The sequence below is a fragment of the Cupriavidus sp. UYPR2.512 genome, from assembly GCF_000379565.1.
Taxonomy (GTDB): Bacteria; Pseudomonadota; Gammaproteobacteria; order Burkholderiales; family Burkholderiaceae; genus Cupriavidus.
Genome location: NZ_KB903148.1, coordinates 1 through 17447, shown reverse-complemented (window position 1 = coordinate 17447; position 17447 = coordinate 1). Strand labels below are relative to the sequence as shown.

Genomic DNA, 17447 nt, shown 5'->3' with positions numbered 1-17447 from the left:
CGCTTGGCCAGCGTATCTATGCTAGACGATGCCACCAAGGGGGTCGGCCGATTCCCTGCCGTTCGCTCAGGACTCAGCAACGGCGCTTGCCGGCCATCTACAGTCCCTAGCTCACTGCTCCACCCCGACATTCGGACGTCGGCTCCGCGCAGATATTGGACCTGCGCATATGGATCATGGCGGGCACCTCGCCGGCCATGGCCGGCGGCTGGTCAGCCGATCATGGCAGGAGACACTTCAACCAGCCCGAGCCTGCGTCGCAAGAAATGCTGCCCGGACATCCGAAGACAGGCGCATTAGCAGCGGCGCCAGCCGAGCGGCGGCTTCCGCGAACGGTACCTTCGTCGACAGGCTGACATTGAGGACGTGAATGGGATGCGATTCAAGCTGTAGCGGGGTGGAGACCGCCACGACTTCGGGTTGCCAGGAGGCGGCGCACCATCCGTGCCGCTGGACATGTGCAATGGCCTGCCGGATTTCCGCTTCAACTGTTCGCCAGTGGGCGAAGCGTGTCGAGAAGTCCGCCATCAAGGCAGCGCGATCTGACTCGGGTGCTACGGCCAGCCAGGCGCGCCCCAGAGAAGTGAGCGCCATCGGCACACGCTGGCCCGCCACTACGCTGCGCAAGGATGCCCTGCGGCTGTAGCGGATCGATTCGAGGTAGACCATCTCGTCGCGGTCGGCCATCGCCAGGCCGACGTTCAGGTGCTCACCTTCCGCAAGCTTACGCATGAACGGGGCCGCGACCTGCAGGACAGCGGCCCCCCCGCGCATCGCATGCGCGAGGCTAAGCACGGGAACGCCGAGGCGGTAGGCGCGCAATCCTGCGTCGTACTGCAGAAAGCCAGTCTCCACAAGGCTCTGCGTGAGACGGCTTACCGTCGAGCGGGGCAGCCCGGTCCGTTCGGCAAGTTCGCTGTTGCCCAGGATCTCCGAACCCGGCCGGAATGCCCGCAGGATCTCGATGCCGCGCTCGAGGGAGCGATTGGCCAGCAGGTTGGCCGGACGGCCGCGCGCCCGGCGACTTGCGTCTTGCGGATCCACCGTGTCGCCTCCCGCGGGATTGATGTCATTGGCCGATCACCGCCACGCCGTCCGCCGCACGCACACCCTGGCCGGCAGGCAGCACGAAGATGGGGTTGATCTCCGCCTCCGCCAGCCGGGTGCCCATTGCCGCAGCCATGGCCGAGAACGCCACAATAGCATCCGCGAGCGCTGCCACATCGGCTTTCGGACGTCCGCGGAACCCGTCGAGCAGCGGCCAGGTCTTGAGGTCGTGAATCATGGCCAGCGCCTCGCCGCGCGTCAGTCCGCGTGTGGGCGGGAGCAGGCGCATGGTCGTGTCCTGGAACAGCTCCGCCGTGACGCCGCCCATGCCGAGGAGGATCGCGGTGCCCAGCGCATCGCGGTGCATGCCGAGGATCAGTTCAACGCCGCCACTGACCATTTCCTGGACGAGGAAGCGTTCAGTGGCATGGCCCGTATGACGCTGCACGTCCTCGCGCATCCTTTCCAGCCGCCTGCCGATCTCTGCTGGCGCGACGCCTACCGCCACGCCGCCCACGTCGCTCTTGTGCGTAATGGTGGACGAGAGGAGCTTCAGGACAACCTGTCCGCCCATTTCCCGGGCGGCCGCTTCTGCCTGGACAGCGTCGGCCACCTCTTGCTCGCGGACGCCCGGCACGCCGAAATACGCGAAGAGCTGCTTCGCTGCCGCCTCGTCCATCGGACCCGATGGCAGCTCCAAGGCGTCCATGAATTTGGCTTCTGGCGTGGGAGCATCGTCGTCCCGCGCCAGAGGCTTGGCCGACAGCATGGCGCCGAACGCCACCGCGCAGCTTTCGGGCGCGCTGAACGCGGGCACGCCGCGCCGGTTCAACACGGCCGCGGCCTCCGGTGCATGGGGACTGACATAGGCCAGCACGGGCTTGTCGCTCTCCGGCAGGCAGTCGGTAATGGCATCAGCCATCAGGTGTGGCAAGGCGAGTCCGGACGAGCCTACGATGACGGCTACTGCATCGTAGGCGGGACTGGCCAGCAGTGTGCGGATTGCGCTGCGCAGCAGGTCTGGCTGCAGGCCGGCGAGCGTCACGTCGATGGGATTGCGGTCCAGCGCCGCGTGGTCGCCTTTCTGCAAGGCGCGCAACTGTTGCGCGGTGGAAGCGTCTGGCGGTGGCGTTTCGAAGCCGGAGACACCGAGGCTGTCGGACACCAGCGTGCCGGCTCCGCCGGTAGAAGTGAGCACGGCAATCCGCCTGCCGTTCAACCTGCGGCCGGTCGCCAGCGCGGCGGGGATGTCGATCAGGTCCGAGAAGGTTTGTGCGCGGATGACGCCGACCTGCGCGAACAAGGCGTCGTACATACGGTCGGCGCCCGCCATGGCGCCCGTATGCGAGACGGCGGCCCGGGCGCCGGCTTCGGAGCGGCCGATCTTGAATGCGACGACCGGCTTTCCGGCCCTCGCCGCTTTCAGTGCCGCGGCACGGAATTTGTCGGGATGCCGCACGCTTTCCACGTACAGCGCGATGACGTGGGTGGCGGGATCATCGGCCAGGTAGTCGATGAAATCCGCCAGATCGAGATCTGCCTCGTTGCTGGTGGAGACCAGCTTGGACAAGCCTACGCCCCGTGCCGCGGCGCGCGACAGCACCGCGCCCAGGATGCCGCCGCTTTGCGACACCACGCCGATGCCGCCGGCCGGAAACTGCTCCATCTCCAGCGCGCCGCTCGCCGACAGCGGGATGCTGTCGGTTACGTTGACCAGCCCGATCGTGTTCGGCCCGAGCAGACGCATGCTGCCGGCGGCCTCGACCAGTTCGGCCTGCCGGCGCGCGCCTTCCGCGCCAGTCTCCGTATAGCCGCTTGCCAGCACGATAGCCGCCCCGGTGCCCCGGGCCGCCAGTTCGCGTACCGCGTGATGCGCACGCTCGGCGCCGAGCAGGACGATGCCAACGTCGGGGACTTCGGGAAGTGAGCCGATATCGGGATAGCAACGGATGCCGGCAATTGCCTCTACCCTGGGATTGACTGGATAAATCGTGCCGGCATAGCCATGGCGCATCAGGTACGAGACAGGCCGGCCGGAGGTCTTTGCCGGGTCGGCCGACGCGCCGATCACCGCGACGCTGCGCGGCGTGAACAGGCGCGAGATCGCGTCGGCATCCGGGCGCGAGGGCGTCGGCGAAAACTGGTGTGATGTCGTCATGATGTCTTAGCCCTTTGCCGCAGCGGTCTGAGTGGCGGTCCTGGCAAGGAAGGCGAGCACGGCTTCGCGGTGCTCGGCGCTGGTGTAGCAGATGCCTTGCGCCTGGCTGCCCTGCGCGAACACCTGTTCCGCGGTGAGCTCGAAGGTCTGATTCAGGATCGTCTTGCCGAGCGCCAGCGCCGTGGCCGAGCCTTGCGACAACTCGGCCGCCCAGGCGACCGCTTCGGACACCAGCGCTTGCGGCGACGTGCTCAGCCGGTCCGCGATGCCCAGGGCCAGCGCTTCTTCGGCCTCCACCTTGCGGCCGCTGAAGATCAGCCCCTTGGCGATGGACAGCCCGGTGCGGCGCGGCAGGAAGTACATGCCGCCGCCATCCGGAATCAGTCCGCGATGGATGTAGGACCAGGCAAAGCTGGCCGATGCGGAGGCAATCACGAAGTCACAGGCCATGGCCATGTCGGCGCCGAGTCCGTTGGCGCTGCCATTGACCGCGGCGATGACCGGCTTGGGCATGTCGTGCAGCAGCGCCACCGAATGGTGCACGCGCTGCTGGCGCGTCCAGCCGTTGAAGCCGACTTCGCCGGCCGGCGCGTCCATGCGCCGCTGCATGCCTGCGACGTCCCCGCCGGCGCAGAAGCCCTTGCCGTTGCCGGTCAGCACCAGCGCGCGGATTTCGCGGCTGGCGGCGATGGACTCGAGCGCACGGATGAGTTCGGTGCGCATGTCGTCGCTGATAGCGTTGCGCTTTTCGGGACGGTTCAGCGTCAGGACTGCGACGCCTTCCCGGGCTTCGAGATGGATCAGTTGGTATTCGCTCATGATGGTTGCCTGGATGATGTTCGGGAAGCTGTCAGTTGAGGGTGATGTGGGCGTCCTTGACGACCTTGCTCCAGCGCGCCCGTTCTCCGAGCACGTAGCGGCCCAGATCTTCCGGCGTCCCGGGCGAGACGATCAGACCCTCTGACGCTACGCGTTTGCGGAATGCGTCAGCCGTCACCGCCTTTCTTGCCGCGGCGTTCAAGCGGGCGATCACGGGCGCGGGCGTGCCGGCTGGCACGAAGAGCCCGTACCAGCTCTCCGCGACGTATTCCGGCACGCCGGCCTCGGCGATGGTCGGCACCTTCGCCAGGTCGACGCTGGTGGAGCGTTGAGACGTGGTTACCCCCAGCGCGCGCAGCTTGCCCGATTCGAGCAGGTTGCCCACAGCCGAAGCCGTCGCAAACATCATGTCGACCTGCCCGCCTAGCAGGTCTGTGATGGCGGGACCGGCGCCTTTATAGGGGATGTGGTTGAGGTCGACCCTGGCCAGGCTTTTGAACAGCTCGCCCGCCAGATGCGCGGACGTGCCCGGACCTTGCGATGCGAACGAGAGTTGCCCCGGCTTTGCACGGGCGGCATTGATGATGTCCTGCACCGACTTGTACGGGCTGTCGGCCCGCACCACGAGCACATTGGGCGAGCGGCCAATCAGCATGACCGGCGCGAATGCCTTGTCGGTCTGGTAGGGTAGCTTCGGCTGCAGGCTCGGATTGACGGCATGGGCGAACGTCGCCATCACCAGCGTGTAGCCGTCTGGCGGTGCCTTGGCGACGTTATCTGTGCCGATGATGGTTCCGCCGCCGGGTCGGTTGTCGATGACCACAGGTTGCCCGAGGTCCTGGCCCATCGCGACGCCCATGGCGCGCGAAATCAGGTCGGTGCCGCCGCCCGGGGAGAACGGCACGACGATGCGAATGGGCTTGTCGGGATAGGCGGCCTGCGCCGGCGGTGCTGCGATGGCCGCCAGCAGTGCGAGGGGCGCAAAGAGCGCCATCAGCCTGCGGGCGGCACGTAGTGGGAAGCTTGCCAAGGTAGTCTCCTGTCGTCTGCATCGCCGGCGGTAATGTGCCGGCTGCAGAAACAGGTTAAGCGTGGAACGTCAAAAGGTCAGCGGTCCAATTCCATTCTATGGAATTGGACGCTGGTGGTAATGCGTGCCGGCGATTTTTTGCCGGGAAATGAGAGGAATGGTCCAGCGCACTGGAGTCCGTGCGCGCGCTGCTCAATGCCTGCTCTGCCACCCTGATCCTGCGGCCGCCCACGCTGGACCGCCCCGGCTCGATGTTCAACATGCCGCCGCGCGACAGCTATGGGCGCAGGGGCATCACGTACAACAGCCACTACCATTCGCTCGACCCGTTCGTCGACATCCCGCCGAGGGCGGCTGGCAGCACTTCTTCTTGCCGGTGCGGCCGGCTTTGCCCATGCGGCTGGGATACCGCGGCCATGCAGGGGCCGCTGGCCTTCGCGGTCTCGCATTATCCGGACGGCGATACCGCAACACGCCTTTATGACGAGCTCGAATACCAGCGTGCCGTGCAGGCCTACATCTGGGCCCAGCCGCTGGTCGGTCTCGGTGCCATGGCCGAAGGCGCACGCTGCATCGGCATCCGGCCGATGGGGCTGTTTGTGTTCGACGAGCTGGAACAGGTCAACCAGCGTCTGCAGGCGGGCAACGACGACGTCGTCTATTCGTTCAGCTATGCCAACCTGCGCGACAGCGGCCCGCTGGTGGTGGAAATCCCCGCGGGCAATCAGTACGGCGTGATCCCGGATGCGTGGCAGCGGCCGGTGGAGGATGTCGGCCGGATCGGTCCGGATGCGGGCCATGGCGGCAGGTACTTGCTGGTGCCACCGGCTTCGTGCAGGCGGAGCAGCGGCGCCCGTCGCTGTCATCGCTCAAGGACCTGAAGCCGACGGCTCGGTCGATGTGTACTTCGGGCCCAGCGCACCGGCGGGCCTGGCGTCGAACTGGATCCAGACCGTGCCAGGGCGAGGCTTCTTCCTGCTGTGGCGCCTGTACGCAGCGACCGAGGCGCCGTATGCGGGCAAATGGCGCATCGGCGATGTTACCCGGGCAGAACCGTAGCGGCGTCCGGCTGCGCCTAGGGTCGCGGGCCCGGCATAGTCCGGGCAGACGATGCCCGCGGCACATCGGCATGGGAACAATGCAGGCCGGCAAGCTCATGCCGCCGCACCGGCCAACGCATACCTCAGGACGCTTATGCAGCTTTCCCGCAAATTCCTCGCCACATGCCTGGCGCTTGGCACCACGCCCGCATTTGCGCAACCCGGGCCGATGGTTGCGCCCGCGGCTCCCACAGCAGCCAAGCCGGCCTACCAGGTCAAGGCCCCGGCGGGCGCGCCTAATGTGGTGATCGTGCTGCTCGACGACGTCGGCTTCGGCGCGGCCTCCACCTTCGGCGGGCCGGTCCAGACGCCGGTGCTGGAATCGCTGGCGCACGAGGGCCTGCGCTACAACAACTTCCATACCACGGCGATCTGCTCGCCCACTCGCTCGGCCTTGCTGACTGGCCGCAATGCGCATGCCACCGGCATCGGCGCGGTGGCGAACGTGCCCGACGAACGCCCGGGCTACAGCGGATTCCATACGAAGGACACTGCCACCATTGCCGAGGTGCTGCGCCAGAACGGCTACAGCACGGCGGCATTCGGCAAGTGGCACCAGACGCCGGATTGGGAGCTGTCGCCAAGCGGCCCCTTCGACCGCTGGCCGACCGGGGAGGGGTTTGAGCGCTTCTATGGTTTCCATGGCGGCGAAACGGACCAGTTCGATCCTTCGCTCTACGAAGGCACCGCGCCGGTCATGCGGCCGCCAGGGCGCGACTACCACCTCACCGCGGACCTGGCCGACAAGGCCATCGACTGGCTGCGCGTGCAACACGCGGTCACGCCGGACAAGCCGGTGTTCCTCTACTTCGCGCCCGGTGCCGCGCATGCGCCGCTGCAGGCGCCGAAAGCCTGGATCGAAAAATACCGCGGCAAGTTCGACCAGGGCTGGGACAAGCTGCGTGAGGAAATCTTCGCGCGCCAGAAGGCATTGGGCGTGATCCCGGCCAATACGCAGTTGACCGCGCGCATGCCGGACCTGCCGGCGTGGGATACGCTGTCGCCGGACCAGAAGCGTGTCGCGTCGCGGCTGATGGAGGTCTACGCGGGCTTCCTGGCGCACACCGATGCGCAGGTCGGCCAACTGGTGGAAGCGCTGAAGGCGAGCGGCCAGTTCGACAATACGATGTTCGTCTACATCGTTGGCGACAACGGTGCCAGTGCCGAAGGCGGCCTGTCCGGCAGCGCCAGCTACTTTGCCCCGGTGCAGGGGCTGCCCGAAACCGACGCCATCCGGCTGGCGCAGCTTGACGCGCTCGGCGGGCCCGGCACCTATGCGCACTATCCGGCCGGCTGGGCCTGGGCGCTGGATACGCCGTTCAAGTGGACCAAGGCCGTAGCGTCCCATCTCGGCGGCACGCGCAACCCGATGGTGGTGACCTGGCCGAAGCGCATCGCCGAGCGTGGCGCGCTGCGCAGCCAGTTCGGCCATGTCAACGACATCGCGCCGACCATCCTGGAGGCGGCCCATATCCAGGCGCCGTCCGTGGTCAACGGTATTCCGCAGAAGCCCATGGACGGCGTGAGCCTGCTCTACAGCTTTGCCGATGGCAAGGCCCCGGCACGCCATGCCACCCAGTACTTCGAGGTATTCGGGCATCGCGCCATCTACCAGGATGGCTGGATGGCATCGGCCATCCACAGCCGGCGGCCGTGGACCGTGATCGACTATGGCCAGAAGCCGTTCGACGGCGACCAGTGGGAGCTCTATGACCTGACCACGGATTTCTCGCAAGCCAATGACCTGGCGCAGCGCGAGCCGGCGCGGCTGGAGAGAATGAAGCAGCTGTTCCTGCGCGAGGCGGAGCGCAACCAGGTGCTGCCGCTGCGCAATATGTCGCCGGCCGATGCCAGGAAGCTGCCGTCATTGTCCGCGGGGCGCAGCAGCGTGACATACGGACAAGGCGTGGTGGGCGTGCCGGAGTCAGCCTTGCCGAAGACCTACAACCGGTCCTGGAGCGTGTCGGCCACGGTCGACGCGGGCGAGCGCGCGCGTGGCGTGATCGCGGCGCTCGGCGGCCACAGCGCGGGGTGGTCGCTCTACCTGGATGGCGAGGGTCACCCGGTGTTCATGTACCGCCTGTTCGACCTGAAGACGGTGACGTTGCGAGGGCCGGCGCCGCTGTCAGCCGGACGCCACGAGCTTCGCTTCGATTTCAACTATGACGGCGGCGGCTACGGCAAGGGCGCAGACGTGGCGCTGCTCGTGGATGGCATGCCGGCAGGCAGCGACCGCTTGCCGGCGAGCCCGCCCGGCTTCTACACCATTGACGAGACCTTCGATGTCGGCATCGATCATGGCTCGGCGGCGGGAACGTATCCCGCGGACGCGCCGCTCGGCTATGCCTTCGGCGGCGGTCGCATCGACAAGGTTTCGATGGATCTGCGCTAGCAGCGATGGTCGCTTGTGCCCCCGTCCGGTGAACGGCGGGGGCGATGCGACTACCGTGCGCCGCCTGCGCGCAAAACGACAGCACGCATGATGTCGCTGGCCGGCCGGCCACCCCGGATCAGGTCGGACAGGGCGCGCAGATACGGCGCCACGTGGCTGAAGAACCCGTAATAGCCTTCACACAGATAGTTGAGCCCGGCCTCGCCGTCCCGCGTCGCGGTGAAGCGGTGCTTCGGGCAGCCGCCCCAGCAGCCCTTGAGCATCTTGCAAGTGCGGCATTGTGCCGGCAGCGAGCGGAGCTTGTCCTGGCCGAATGCATGCTGCGCCGCCGACTCTACCATGTCCGCCAGCGACGCCGCCGAGAGATTGCCCAGCCGGTGCGCCGGGTAGACGTAGTGGTCGCAGGCATAGACGTCGCCGTTATGCTCCACCACCACGGCGCGGCCACAGGTCGGCTGGTGATGGCAGGCAGCGCCAGGCTCGCCCATGTAGTTGGCGAGCGCCCATTCGAAGTTCATGACGTGGACGGTGCCGACATCGCGCCGCACCCAGGCGTCAAAAATCGCATTGAGAAAGTTGCCGTAATCGGCAGGCAGAACCGACCATTCAGTCAGGCTTGCAGCCGCGCCCGGCAATGCCGGCGCCAGCACCTTGCCGCCCGGGGCATGCAGGGTGAGGCCAATGGCGCTGTCGGCCGCGGCGGGCAGGCGTTCCACCACGGGGATGAACTGGATGTGGCGCACGCCATGGGTCCGCATGAATTCATAGACCAGCAGCGGCTCGCGTGCGCTGCGCCGGTTGACACAGGCCAGCACGTTGAAGCGGACGCCATGCGCCTGGAGTTTCCCGAGCGCACGCAGCACCAGCGCATGGCTCGGCTGGCCGCCCGCAGTGACACGATAGGCGTCGTGGATATCCGCCGGGCCGTCCAGCGACAGGCCGATCAGGAAGTCGTGCCTGGCGAAGAAAGCGCACCATGCATCGTCCAGTAGCAGGCCGTTGGTCTGGAAGCTGTTGGTGATGGTTCGGCCGGCACCGAAACGCTGCTGTAGTTCGACCGCGCGGCGATAGAAGTCCAGGCCGAGCAAGGTGGGCTCGCCGCCCTGCCAGGTGAAGGCGACCTCCGACCCGGGTAGGTGCGACGCAATGTAGTCGCGCACATACGCAGCCAGCACATCGTCCTGCATCCGGCGCTTGCGTTCGCCGGGGTACAGGGATGCTTTTTCGAGGTAGAAGCAATACGCGCAGTCCAGGTTGCAGTCCGATCCACTGGGCTTTGCCATCGCGTGAAAAGGCCGGGGCGCGGGGGTAACGGATGAAGTGGTGTCCATGGCGCTTGGTCACGCCGGCGCCAGCGGTCACGATGACGCGGACCGGCGGTGTGGGGCATCAGCAAAAAAGCCCTTGCCGTGCGGCAAGGGCGGGTGCGGGAAGAACGGCCGGGCGAAGGGTGCTCCCGGCCCGGCAGTGCGCTGCGATCAGGTGCCGGATCCGCGCGCGGCGTCAGGCGAGAAGAGTGCCTCGCTGAATTCCGGGTTGTTGTTCAGCTTTGCCATCGGGCCCTCGTTGGTCAGGCGGTCGGCCAGGTAGGCGCCTGAGATCAGGTCGTGGTAGAACACGGTGGCGGCAGAGAAGCGGTGCGCATCGTAGGCATACACCAGGGCCTGCAGGTTGGTGCGCCACAACTGGCCGCGGCCATCGTAGTTGTCGGCGGCTACCGACTGCCAGGTGTCCTCGTCGAGATACAGCACACGCTTCGCATACTGGTGGCGGAAGCCCGGCTTCAGCGTCGCCTCCAGGATCCATACCCGATGCAGCTCGTAGCGCATGACGTCCGGGTTGGCGTGGCCATTCGTCAGCAGGTCCTTGTACTTGACCGAGGCGCTCATCAGCTTGTAGCTGTGGTACGGGACGTAGATCTCCTTCTTGCCGACGATCTTCCAGTTGTAGCGCTCGCCCGAGCCATTGAACAGGCGGTCGTCATCCACTGTGCGGAAGCCGCCGGGGCCCTGGGGCTGGTCAAAGCCGAACTCCGGCGCCTGGCGTACCCGGCGCGTGCCCGGGTTGTAGATCCAGGTGCGGTTGGTGTCCGAACCTTCCTGGTCCCAGACGGTATACCCCACGATCACCTGGCCGCGGTCACGCAAGGGCAGGTCGGTGGCAGTGCGGAAGAAGGTGCGCTCGTTGAGGGGGTTCTTGGGATCGAACTTGCCATTGTTGCGCGGCGAAAAGATGTTGTAAGAGACGCGGCCCCATGCGATCGAACCGTTCGGATAGACCACCGCCTGGTCGTACTGCGCCTTCTCGGTGCCAATGGCCGCGGAGAAGCGCTGGTTCCACAGCAGTTCCATGGCCGTCTTCGGGATCGGGTAGGGCACCTGGGGCCCCGCATCCTTCAGGCCATTGGCGTCACTCGTCATGCTGACGGTAGTGGCGTAGGTGCGGATGTCCTTGTAAGCGGCGTCCTCGTAGCGGAAGTCGCGATGGCTTGGGTACACCGGCATCTTGAAGGTGTCGGGGTACTTCTTGAGCAGCGCCTTCTCGCCCTCGCTCAGCCGCTCGGCATACTGCGCCATGTTCTGCGCGGTGATGACGAACAGCGGTTTCTCGTCGGCATACGGGTCGGGATAGCGCTCGCCGCGCTGGTATTTGACATGGGGCGGCGCGCCCAGCCATTTGCCGCTCCACGCCGGGACCTCGCCGTCCTTGCTGGCGGCGCGCTCGGCGCCCATCGGCGTGAGGTTGCCGTCAAGCTGCTTGAGTTCTTCCGGGGTGGCCTTCGCCCACGATGTCGCTGCCAGTGCCATGCTGGTGATCAGCAGGCCACCGCGCAGCAGTCGATGTGTCCTGGATGTCATTGAAGTCTCGCTCCTTCCTAGGGAAATGGCCGGCGACGCCTGGGCCTGTGGTGACAGCGTAGTGATGGCGCGCCGGCGAGGAATCGTTGGAACGGACTAGTGGATTTCCCTAGCGTGCGGGATGCGCTCGGCATGCTGCCAGGGAGATTGCGGACACGACCGCGGGAAGGAAAGGGGGGATGAAGAGTGGGGGGTAAAACGAAGCGTGGCCGGGCAAGGCCCGGCCACGCACGGTGATGCGGCAGGCTGGGGTCAGGCTTCCATCACTTCGCCAAAGCGCTGCAGGTGGTAGTCGCTGTCGCCCAGCAACTGGTCCAGCATGGTCAGGCGCTTGAAGTAGTCGCCCACGGACAGCTCATCGGTCATGCCCATGCCGCCATGCAGCTGCACCGCCTGCTGGCCGACGAAGCGCCCGGCGCGGGCCAGCGTCACCTTGGCCGCGGACAGCATGCGCCGGCGCGCGGCGGAATCGGCCTCGTCCAGCGCCTGGACCGCGACGTAGGCCATCGACAGCGCCAGCTCCTTCTGCACCAGCATGTCGGCCATGCGGTGCTGCAGCGCCTGGAAGCTGGCCAGCGGCTTGCCGAACTGCTGGCGCGTGCCCAGGTACTCGGCGGTGATCTCGATCAGCTTTTCCATGGCGCCGGCGCCCTCGGCGCACAGCGCGGCAACGCCGTGCTCCAGGCCCACGCCCAGCGCGGCCAGGCCGTCGGCGGGCTGGCCCACCAGCGCGCTGGCGGGCACGGTCACGTCCTGCAGAGACAGGTCGACGGCGCGCAGGCCGTCGATGGTGGGATAGGCGGTGACGCCCAGGCCCTTGCTGTCGCGCGGCACCAGGAACAACGCAATCTCATTGCCGCCGGCCACGCGCGCGGTCAGCAGGTAGGCGTCGGCGGCGGCGCCGTGCCAGACCACGCTCTTGATGCCGTTGAGCACGTAGCCGTCGCCGCTGCGCTCGGCGCTGGCGCGGGCCGATTCCGGGCGGTAGCGAGTGGTCGGCTCCAGGTAGGCCAGCGTGACGATGCGCTCGCCCGAGGCAATCGCGGGCAGCCATTCTTCCTTCTGCGCGGTGCTGCCGTGGGCGGCCAGGATGGCCGCGGCCATCACGCCGCTGGGCGTGACCGGCTCCAGCACCAGGCCGCGGCCCAATTCGCGCTGCACCACCAGCTGGCTGGCGGGGCTTTCGCCGAAGCCGCCGAAGTCGGCCGGCACGGTCAGGCCCAGCACGCCCATCTCGGCCAGCTTGTTCCACACGCCGCGATCCAGGCTTTCGCCCGCGCGCGCGCTCTTGCGGCGGGCCTCGAAGGTGTATTCGGTATCGATGAAGCGGCGCAGGCTGTCCGCCAGCATCTGTTGCTCTTCGCTGTAGGTGAAGTCCATGTCAGCTATCCCTTCAGAAACCCAGGATCATCTTGGAGATGATGTTCTTCTGCACTTCGGTCGCGCCGCCGTAGATCGAGGTCTTGCGCATGTCGTAGTAGGTGGAGGCGGCAGGGGCGGCCCAGTCTGGACCCGCCACCGGCTGCGTCGCGCCCGGCTCAAGCCAGTCCGGCGAATACGGCCAGGCGTTGGGGCCGGCCACCTCCATCATCAGCATGCCCAGATCCTGCTGCACCTCGGAGCCGCGGATCTTGACGATCGAGGCCTCGGGGCCGGGGGTGCCGGCGGCCTGCGTGGCAACGCGCAGCAGCAGCATTTCCAGCGCCATGATGTCCATCTCGACGCGGGCGATCTTGTCGCGCATGCGCACGTCTTCGATCAGCGGGCGGCCGGCGCCGTCGGTGGCCTGGCTGGCGTAGTGCTTGAGCAGGCGCAGTTCGCGGTGGCAGTGGCCGATGCCGGCAATGCCGGTGCGCTCATGGCCGAGCAGGTACTTGGCATAGGTCCAGGCGCGGTTCTCTTCGCCGACCAGGTTCCCGACCGGTACTTCCACGTCCTCGAACCAGGTCTCGTTGACGTCATGGCCGCCATCGAGCGTCTTGATCGGGCGCACTGTTACGCCGGGCGACTTCATGTCGATCAGCAGCATCGAGATGCCTTCCTGGGCCTTGGCCTCCGGGTCGGTGCGCACCAGGCAGAAGATCCAGTCGGCAAAGTGGGCCATGGTGGTCCAGGTCTTCTGGCCGTTGACGATGTACTTGTCGCCCTTGCGCACCGCGCGCGTCTTCAGCGAGGCCAGGTCGGAACCCGAGCCCGGCTCGGAGTAGCCCTGGCACCAGAAGTCGTCGACATTGGGGATGCGCGGCAGGAAGCGCTGCTGCATCTCGGGGCCGGCGTACTTCATCAGCACCGGCCCGATCATAGTCAGCCCGAACGGCAGCATGCGCGGCGCGCCGGCGCGGAAGGTCTCGATCTCGAAGATCAGGCGCTGCAGCGCGGTCCAGCCGGTGCCGCCCCATTGCGTGGGCCAGGTCGGCGCGCCCCAGCCGCGGGCCTGCAGGATGCGGTGCCAGTGGACGTAGTCGTCCTTTTCCACGCGCTGGTGGTTGAGTACCTTGTTGCGGATATCTTCCGGAAGGCTGGCCTGCGCGAATGCGCGGACCTCCTCGCGGAAGGCCTGTTCCTCGGCGGTGAAACGCAAATCCATCTGAATGTCCCCTGTGGTACGCGGGCCGCGCGGCGCTTCTTGCTCAGCTTGGTTGTGCAATGCGTCAAAGCGGCGGCCCTCACTGTGCCGACCGATTGTAGGGGCCGGACGCGATTCCTTGCTTCATCAATGATAAAGCCGTCCTTCGTGGAGGCGGAACCACCTGCGCCGGGTGGTGGTGGGCGGACGGCGGCTGGCCAGTGGCGTTGACGAACACGGCCTTAGTGAATTCCAAATGGCTCCGGCACGGGGCTTGCCGCAAACTGATGCAGCCAGTTTCATGTGGCCGGGTGCATTCCGCCACATATCCGACTCAGCCTGTATCGAGAAACCACCAGCACCATGTCGTCCTTCCGCCCCGAATATATCCACGAGATTCCCCGCTACTGGGCCGCGCAGACGCCCGACGCGCCGTGCCTGCACGAGAACGGCGCCGTCATTACCTACGGCGAGCTGTGGCGGCGCATCGAGGCCGCCCGCGACTGGCTGGCGGCGCAGGGCGTAGGCGAGGGCGACCGCGTGATGGTGGTCGGCGAGAACTGCAACGAGATGGTGGTCACGCTGTTCGCCAGCAGCCTGCTGCACGCCTGGCCGATCCAGGTCAACGCGCGCCTGTCCGCGCGCGAGATCGACAATATCCGCGATCATGCGCAGCCGGCGCTGGTGCTGTTCACCGGCCATGTCTCCGACGTAGCCGCGGCGCACGGCGAGCGGCTGGGCGCACAGGCCACCGGCTGCCCGGTGTTCGACGCTGGCATGCGGGTGGTGCGCGCGGCCACCCCGCCGCAGCGCGAGCCGGCCGGGCTGGCCCGCAGCGTCGCCACGCTGATCTATACCTCCGGCACCACCGGCGCGCCAAAGGGCGTGATGGTGCCGCACGCGGGCCTGACGCAGTTTGCGCGCATCTCCGCCACCTCGCGCGACATGGGCCCGGCCGACGTGGCCTACGGCGCCTTGCCGATGTCGCATATCTTCGGCATTGCCACCGTGCTGATGGCCACGCTGTATGCCGGCGCCAGCCTGTTCCTGCGCCCGCGCTTCGACGCCAATGAAGTGTTCGAGTCGCTGGCATCACCCGGTGTCACCATCCTGCAGGGCGTGCCGACCATGTTCACGCGCATCATGGCGGTGGCGCCCGCCGTCGGCGCGAAGCCCGGCGCCTATCCGCGCCTGCGCTACCTCTATACCGGCGGCGCGCCGCTGGACCCCACGCTCAAGCGCGAGGTCGAAACCCTGTTCGGCCAGGCGCTGCACCATGGCTACGGCATCACCGAATACGCCGGCTCGCTCTTCATCACGCGCATGGAAGCCCCGCGCGCCGACTGCTCGGCCGGCTATATCGTCGAAGGCGTGGAAATCGAGATCACCGATGCCGAAGGCAAGCCGCTTCCCGCCGGCGAGCGCGGCCAGATCCGCGTGCGCGGCCCGGGCGTGATGCTGGGCTACTACCGCAATCCCGAGCAGACCGCCGAGGCGCTGCTGCCCGGCGGCTGGCTCAACACCGGCGACCTGGGCTACCTGGATGCCGACGGCGCGCTGTTTATCTCCGGCCGCTCCAAGGACCTGATCATCCGCTCGGGCTTCAACGTCTACCCGATCGAGGTCGAGTCGGTGATCAATGCCTTTCCCGGCGTGCGCCAGTCGGCCGTGGTCGGACGCACCACCGGCGACGGCAACGAGGAAGTGGTGGCTTTCATTGAATTGCAGGACGGCGCGGAACTCGACCGCAAGGCGTTGGACACCTACCTGCGCGAGAGCCTGGCCCCGTACAAGCGCCCCGCCGAGGTCCGCACCGTCGACGTGATTCCGACCACGGCGAGCGGCAAGCTGCTCAAGCAGCCGCTGCGCGCCTTGCTCGACTAAACGCCCGGCGGGCCTGGTGGCCCCCGGCACTACAGCCATACCTGGAGGAGACAACAATGAAGACATGGACGACACTGGCAGCCCTGACCACCACGCTGCTGCTGCAGGGCGCGGCGTGGGCCGCCGACGCCTACCCGTCGCGGCCGGTCAAGCTGCTGGTGGGCTATGCACCCGGCGGCCCGGTCGATACCGCGGCACGCATCTACGCCGAGCAGTTGGGCCGCGTGCTCAAGCAGCCGGTGGTGGTGGACAACCGTGCGGGCGCCAGCGGCGCGATTGCCGCCGACATGACCGCCAAGGCGGCGCCGGACGGCTACACGCTGTATTTCGTCGCCAGCCCGACCATGACCATGACCCCGCTGATCCAGCACTCGGTCAACTTCAACCCGGTCAAGGACTTCACCTATATCGGCCTGATCACCGACTACACCAACGTGCTGCTGGTGAACAAGGAGTTCCCGGCGAAGAACGTGGGGGAACTGGTCGACTACGCGCGCAAGCATCCTGAGGGCGTGTCGTTCGGCTCCGCCGGCGTGGGCGCATCCAACCACCTGTCCGCGGAACTGCTGGCGCAGATGAACAACGTGAAGATGCTGCACGTGCCGTACAAGGGCAACGCGCCGGCCATGGCCGACGTGATGAGCGGCAAGGTGACGTTCATGTTCGACATCACCGGCACGGCCATCGGGCATATCAACGGCGGCAAGGTGCGCGCGCTGGCGGTCACGTCGAAGACCCGCAACCCGGCGCTGCCAAGCGTGCCGACCATGATCGAGTCGGGGCAGAAGGACTATGACCTGACCGGCTGGTATGCGCTGGTGGGGCCGCAGAAGCTGCCGGCCGATGTGGTTGACAAGCTGGTCAAGGCGCAGAAGACGGTTGGGGAGGATGCTGCCTTCCGGCAACGGATGACGGCGGGGGGGTATGACGTCAATATCAGCACGCCGAAGGCGCTGGGGGATCGGATCCAGCGTGAGCTGGCGCTGTGGGGCGGGGTGGTGAAGAAGGCGAATATTCAGGCGGATTAAGCTGGTTCTGGCTGGTATGTCGTGCTTGGCTGGCGTGGTCTGTTTCGCCGGCGTAGCCGGCGACTTACTCTTTTGTCCGAGCGACAAAAGAGTAAGCAGAAAAACGCGTCGCCTATGCGGCTGGCAATAAATTGCACGGCGTTGGTCGTATCGGCGGCGGTGCTTGCCGTTTTGGCGTGGTTGCCCGTTCGAGCCTGCTAACGCCATGTGAGTCAGGGACAGTGCCTCCGTTAACCCACTATTGAACGATCCCCATGCAGGGTGTAGGCCGCCTGCTGCCAGCCGTAGCGCGGGGACGCCTACGGCTGCTGCGCCGGCCCTACGCAGAGCGACCGACCACCTTCTAACATCGTTGGGCTCGGCGTCATCCGCGACCACGCGATGCGAGCGCAGCGATGCACTTCATGCCCGTGCCTTCGACCTGAGATGCTGAGTGCGCGCAGCGCAGCCGTAGGCGTCCCACCGATGGCGGTCTTAGCAGGCTGCCAACAACCTAAAGTCGGGTTCGTCCAATAGTCCGTCGACGCAGGCACCAGACAGGGAGCGTAGCTGGCTCGAACCACCA

At 66.8% G+C, this 17447-nt stretch carries 13 protein-coding genes; 5 read left to right on the top strand and 8 right to left on the bottom strand.

Translation table 11 applies throughout. The features are described from left to right. Positions 1-237: 237 nt before the first annotated feature. From A3A5_RS0123835 to A3A5_RS0123820, 4 genes are read right to left on the bottom strand one after another with little or no spacing between them, the layout of a single operon-like run. Positions 238-1044: an IclR family transcriptional regulator gene (locus tag A3A5_RS0123835; protein WP_018313004.1), complete on the bottom strand. Its 807-nt coding sequence runs from the start codon at positions 1042-1044 to the stop codon at positions 238-240. 25 nt (positions 1045-1069) lie between these two features. Next, on the bottom strand, positions 1070-3205 hold the full coding sequence (locus tag A3A5_RS0123830) for an acetate--CoA ligase family protein (protein ID WP_018313003.1): 2136 nt from the start codon (positions 3203-3205) through the stop codon (positions 1070-1072). Positions 3206-3211: 6 nt separating this feature from the next. Next, positions 3212-4024: an enoyl-CoA hydratase/isomerase family protein gene (locus A3A5_RS0123825; RefSeq protein WP_018313002.1), complete on the bottom strand. Its 813-nt coding sequence runs from the start codon at positions 4022-4024 to the stop codon at positions 3212-3214. 31 nt (positions 4025-4055) lie between these two features. Next, positions 4056-5018 (bottom strand): tripartite tricarboxylate transporter substrate binding protein, encoded by a 963-nt coding sequence (locus A3A5_RS0123820; RefSeq protein ID WP_018313001.1) that lies wholly within the window; start codon positions 5016-5018, stop codon positions 4056-4058. 215 nt (positions 5019-5233) lie between these two features. Between A3A5_RS0123820 and A3A5_RS44155 the strand changes: the two genes are divergently transcribed. The 3 genes from A3A5_RS44155 (at position 5234) to A3A5_RS0123805 (ending at position 8546) form a co-directional block, all read left to right on the top strand. Next, positions 5234-5935 carry a DUF1254 domain-containing protein gene (locus A3A5_RS44155; RefSeq protein ID WP_018313000.1) on the top strand — a complete coding sequence of 234 codons (702 nt, stop codon included), beginning with the start codon at positions 5234-5236 and terminating at the stop codon, positions 5933-5935. Next, positions 5823-6113 (top strand): DUF1214 domain-containing protein, encoded by a 291-nt coding sequence (locus A3A5_RS45790; protein WP_369797811.1) that lies wholly within the window; start codon positions 5823-5825, stop codon positions 6111-6113. Before A3A5_RS44155 ends, A3A5_RS45790 begins: the two co-directional genes overlap by 113 nt. A gap of 135 nt (positions 6114-6248) precedes the next feature. Then, the gene (locus A3A5_RS0123805) at positions 6249-8546 is read left to right on the top strand and encodes an arylsulfatase (RefSeq protein ID WP_018312998.1); all 2298 of its coding nucleotides are present in this window, start codon (positions 6249-6251) and stop codon (positions 8544-8546) included. Between the two features lie 50 nt (positions 8547-8596). On the opposite strand, the gene A3A5_RS0123800 is transcribed toward A3A5_RS0123805, so the two are convergent. From A3A5_RS0123800 to A3A5_RS0123785, 4 genes are all read right to left on the bottom strand, one after another. Continuing rightward, entirely contained in the window at positions 8597-9829 is a 1233-nt protein-coding gene (locus A3A5_RS0123800) for an anaerobic sulfatase maturase (RefSeq protein ID WP_018312997.1), read from the bottom strand. Between the two features lie 195 nt (positions 9830-10024). Next, positions 10025-11404 carry a DUF1329 domain-containing protein gene (locus tag A3A5_RS0123795; RefSeq protein WP_018312996.1) on the bottom strand — a complete coding sequence of 460 codons (1380 nt, stop codon included), beginning with the start codon at positions 11402-11404 and terminating at the stop codon, positions 10025-10027. A 252-nt stretch (positions 11405-11656) separates the two neighbouring features. Continuing rightward, complete coding sequence (locus A3A5_RS0123790) at positions 11657-12784, bottom strand: acyl-CoA dehydrogenase family protein (protein WP_018312995.1); 1128 nt, start codon at positions 12782-12784, stop codon at positions 11657-11659. 13 nt (positions 12785-12797) lie between these two features. Then, positions 12798-13991 (bottom strand): acyl-CoA dehydrogenase family protein, encoded by a 1194-nt coding sequence (locus A3A5_RS0123785; RefSeq protein ID WP_026201053.1) that lies wholly within the window; start codon positions 13989-13991, stop codon positions 12798-12800. Between the two features lie 342 nt (positions 13992-14333). Here A3A5_RS0123785 and A3A5_RS0123780 point away from each other — a divergent pair, with 342 nt between their 5' ends. Both A3A5_RS0123780 and A3A5_RS0123775 read left to right on the top strand, forming a co-directional pair. Beyond that, the gene (locus A3A5_RS0123780; RefSeq protein ID WP_018312993.1) at positions 14334-15854 is read left to right on the top strand and encodes a class I adenylate-forming enzyme family protein; all 1521 of its coding nucleotides are present in this window, start codon (positions 14334-14336) and stop codon (positions 15852-15854) included. A gap of 56 nt (positions 15855-15910) precedes the next feature. Beyond that, a complete protein-coding gene (locus A3A5_RS0123775) occupies positions 15911-16882 on the top strand; it encodes a tripartite tricarboxylate transporter substrate binding protein (protein ID WP_018312992.1) in 972 nt (323 codons plus the stop codon). Positions 16883-17447: the final 565 nt, after the last annotated feature.

Coding starts and splice junctions, on each gene's coding strand:
- A3A5_RS0123830 (WP_018313003.1), bottom strand. CDS start 3,205: ATGACGACATCACACCAGTTTTCGCCGACGCCCTCGCGCCCGGATGCC.
- A3A5_RS0123825 (WP_018313002.1), bottom strand. CDS start 4,024: ATGAGCGAATACCAACTGATCCATCTCGAAGCCCGGGAAGGCGTCGCA.
- A3A5_RS0123820 (WP_018313001.1), bottom strand. CDS start 5,018: ATGGCGCTCTTTGCGCCCCTCGCACTGCTGGCGGCCATCGCAGCACCG.
- A3A5_RS45790 (WP_369797811.1), top strand. CDS start 5,823: ATGTCGGCCGGATCGGTCCGGATGCGGGCCATGGCGGCAGGTACTTGC.
- A3A5_RS0123805 (WP_018312998.1), top strand. CDS start 6,249: ATGCAGCTTTCCCGCAAATTCCTCGCCACATGCCTGGCGCTTGGCACC.
- A3A5_RS0123800 (WP_018312997.1), bottom strand. CDS start 9,829: ATGGCAAAGCCCAGTGGATCGGACTGCAACCTGGACTGCGCGTATTGC.
- A3A5_RS0123795 (WP_018312996.1), bottom strand. CDS start 11,404: ATGACATCCAGGACACATCGACTGCTGCGCGGTGGCCTGCTGATCACC.
- A3A5_RS0123790 (WP_018312995.1), bottom strand. CDS start 12,784: ATGGACTTCACCTACAGCGAAGAGCAACAGATGCTGGCGGACAGCCTG.
- A3A5_RS0123785 (WP_026201053.1), bottom strand. CDS start 13,991: ATGGATTTGCGTTTCACCGCCGAGGAACAGGCCTTCCGCGAGGAGGTC.
- A3A5_RS0123780 (WP_018312993.1), top strand. CDS start 14,334: ATGTCGTCCTTCCGCCCCGAATATATCCACGAGATTCCCCGCTACTGG.
- A3A5_RS0123775 (WP_018312992.1), top strand. CDS start 15,911: ATGAAGACATGGACGACACTGGCAGCCCTGACCACCACGCTGCTGCTG.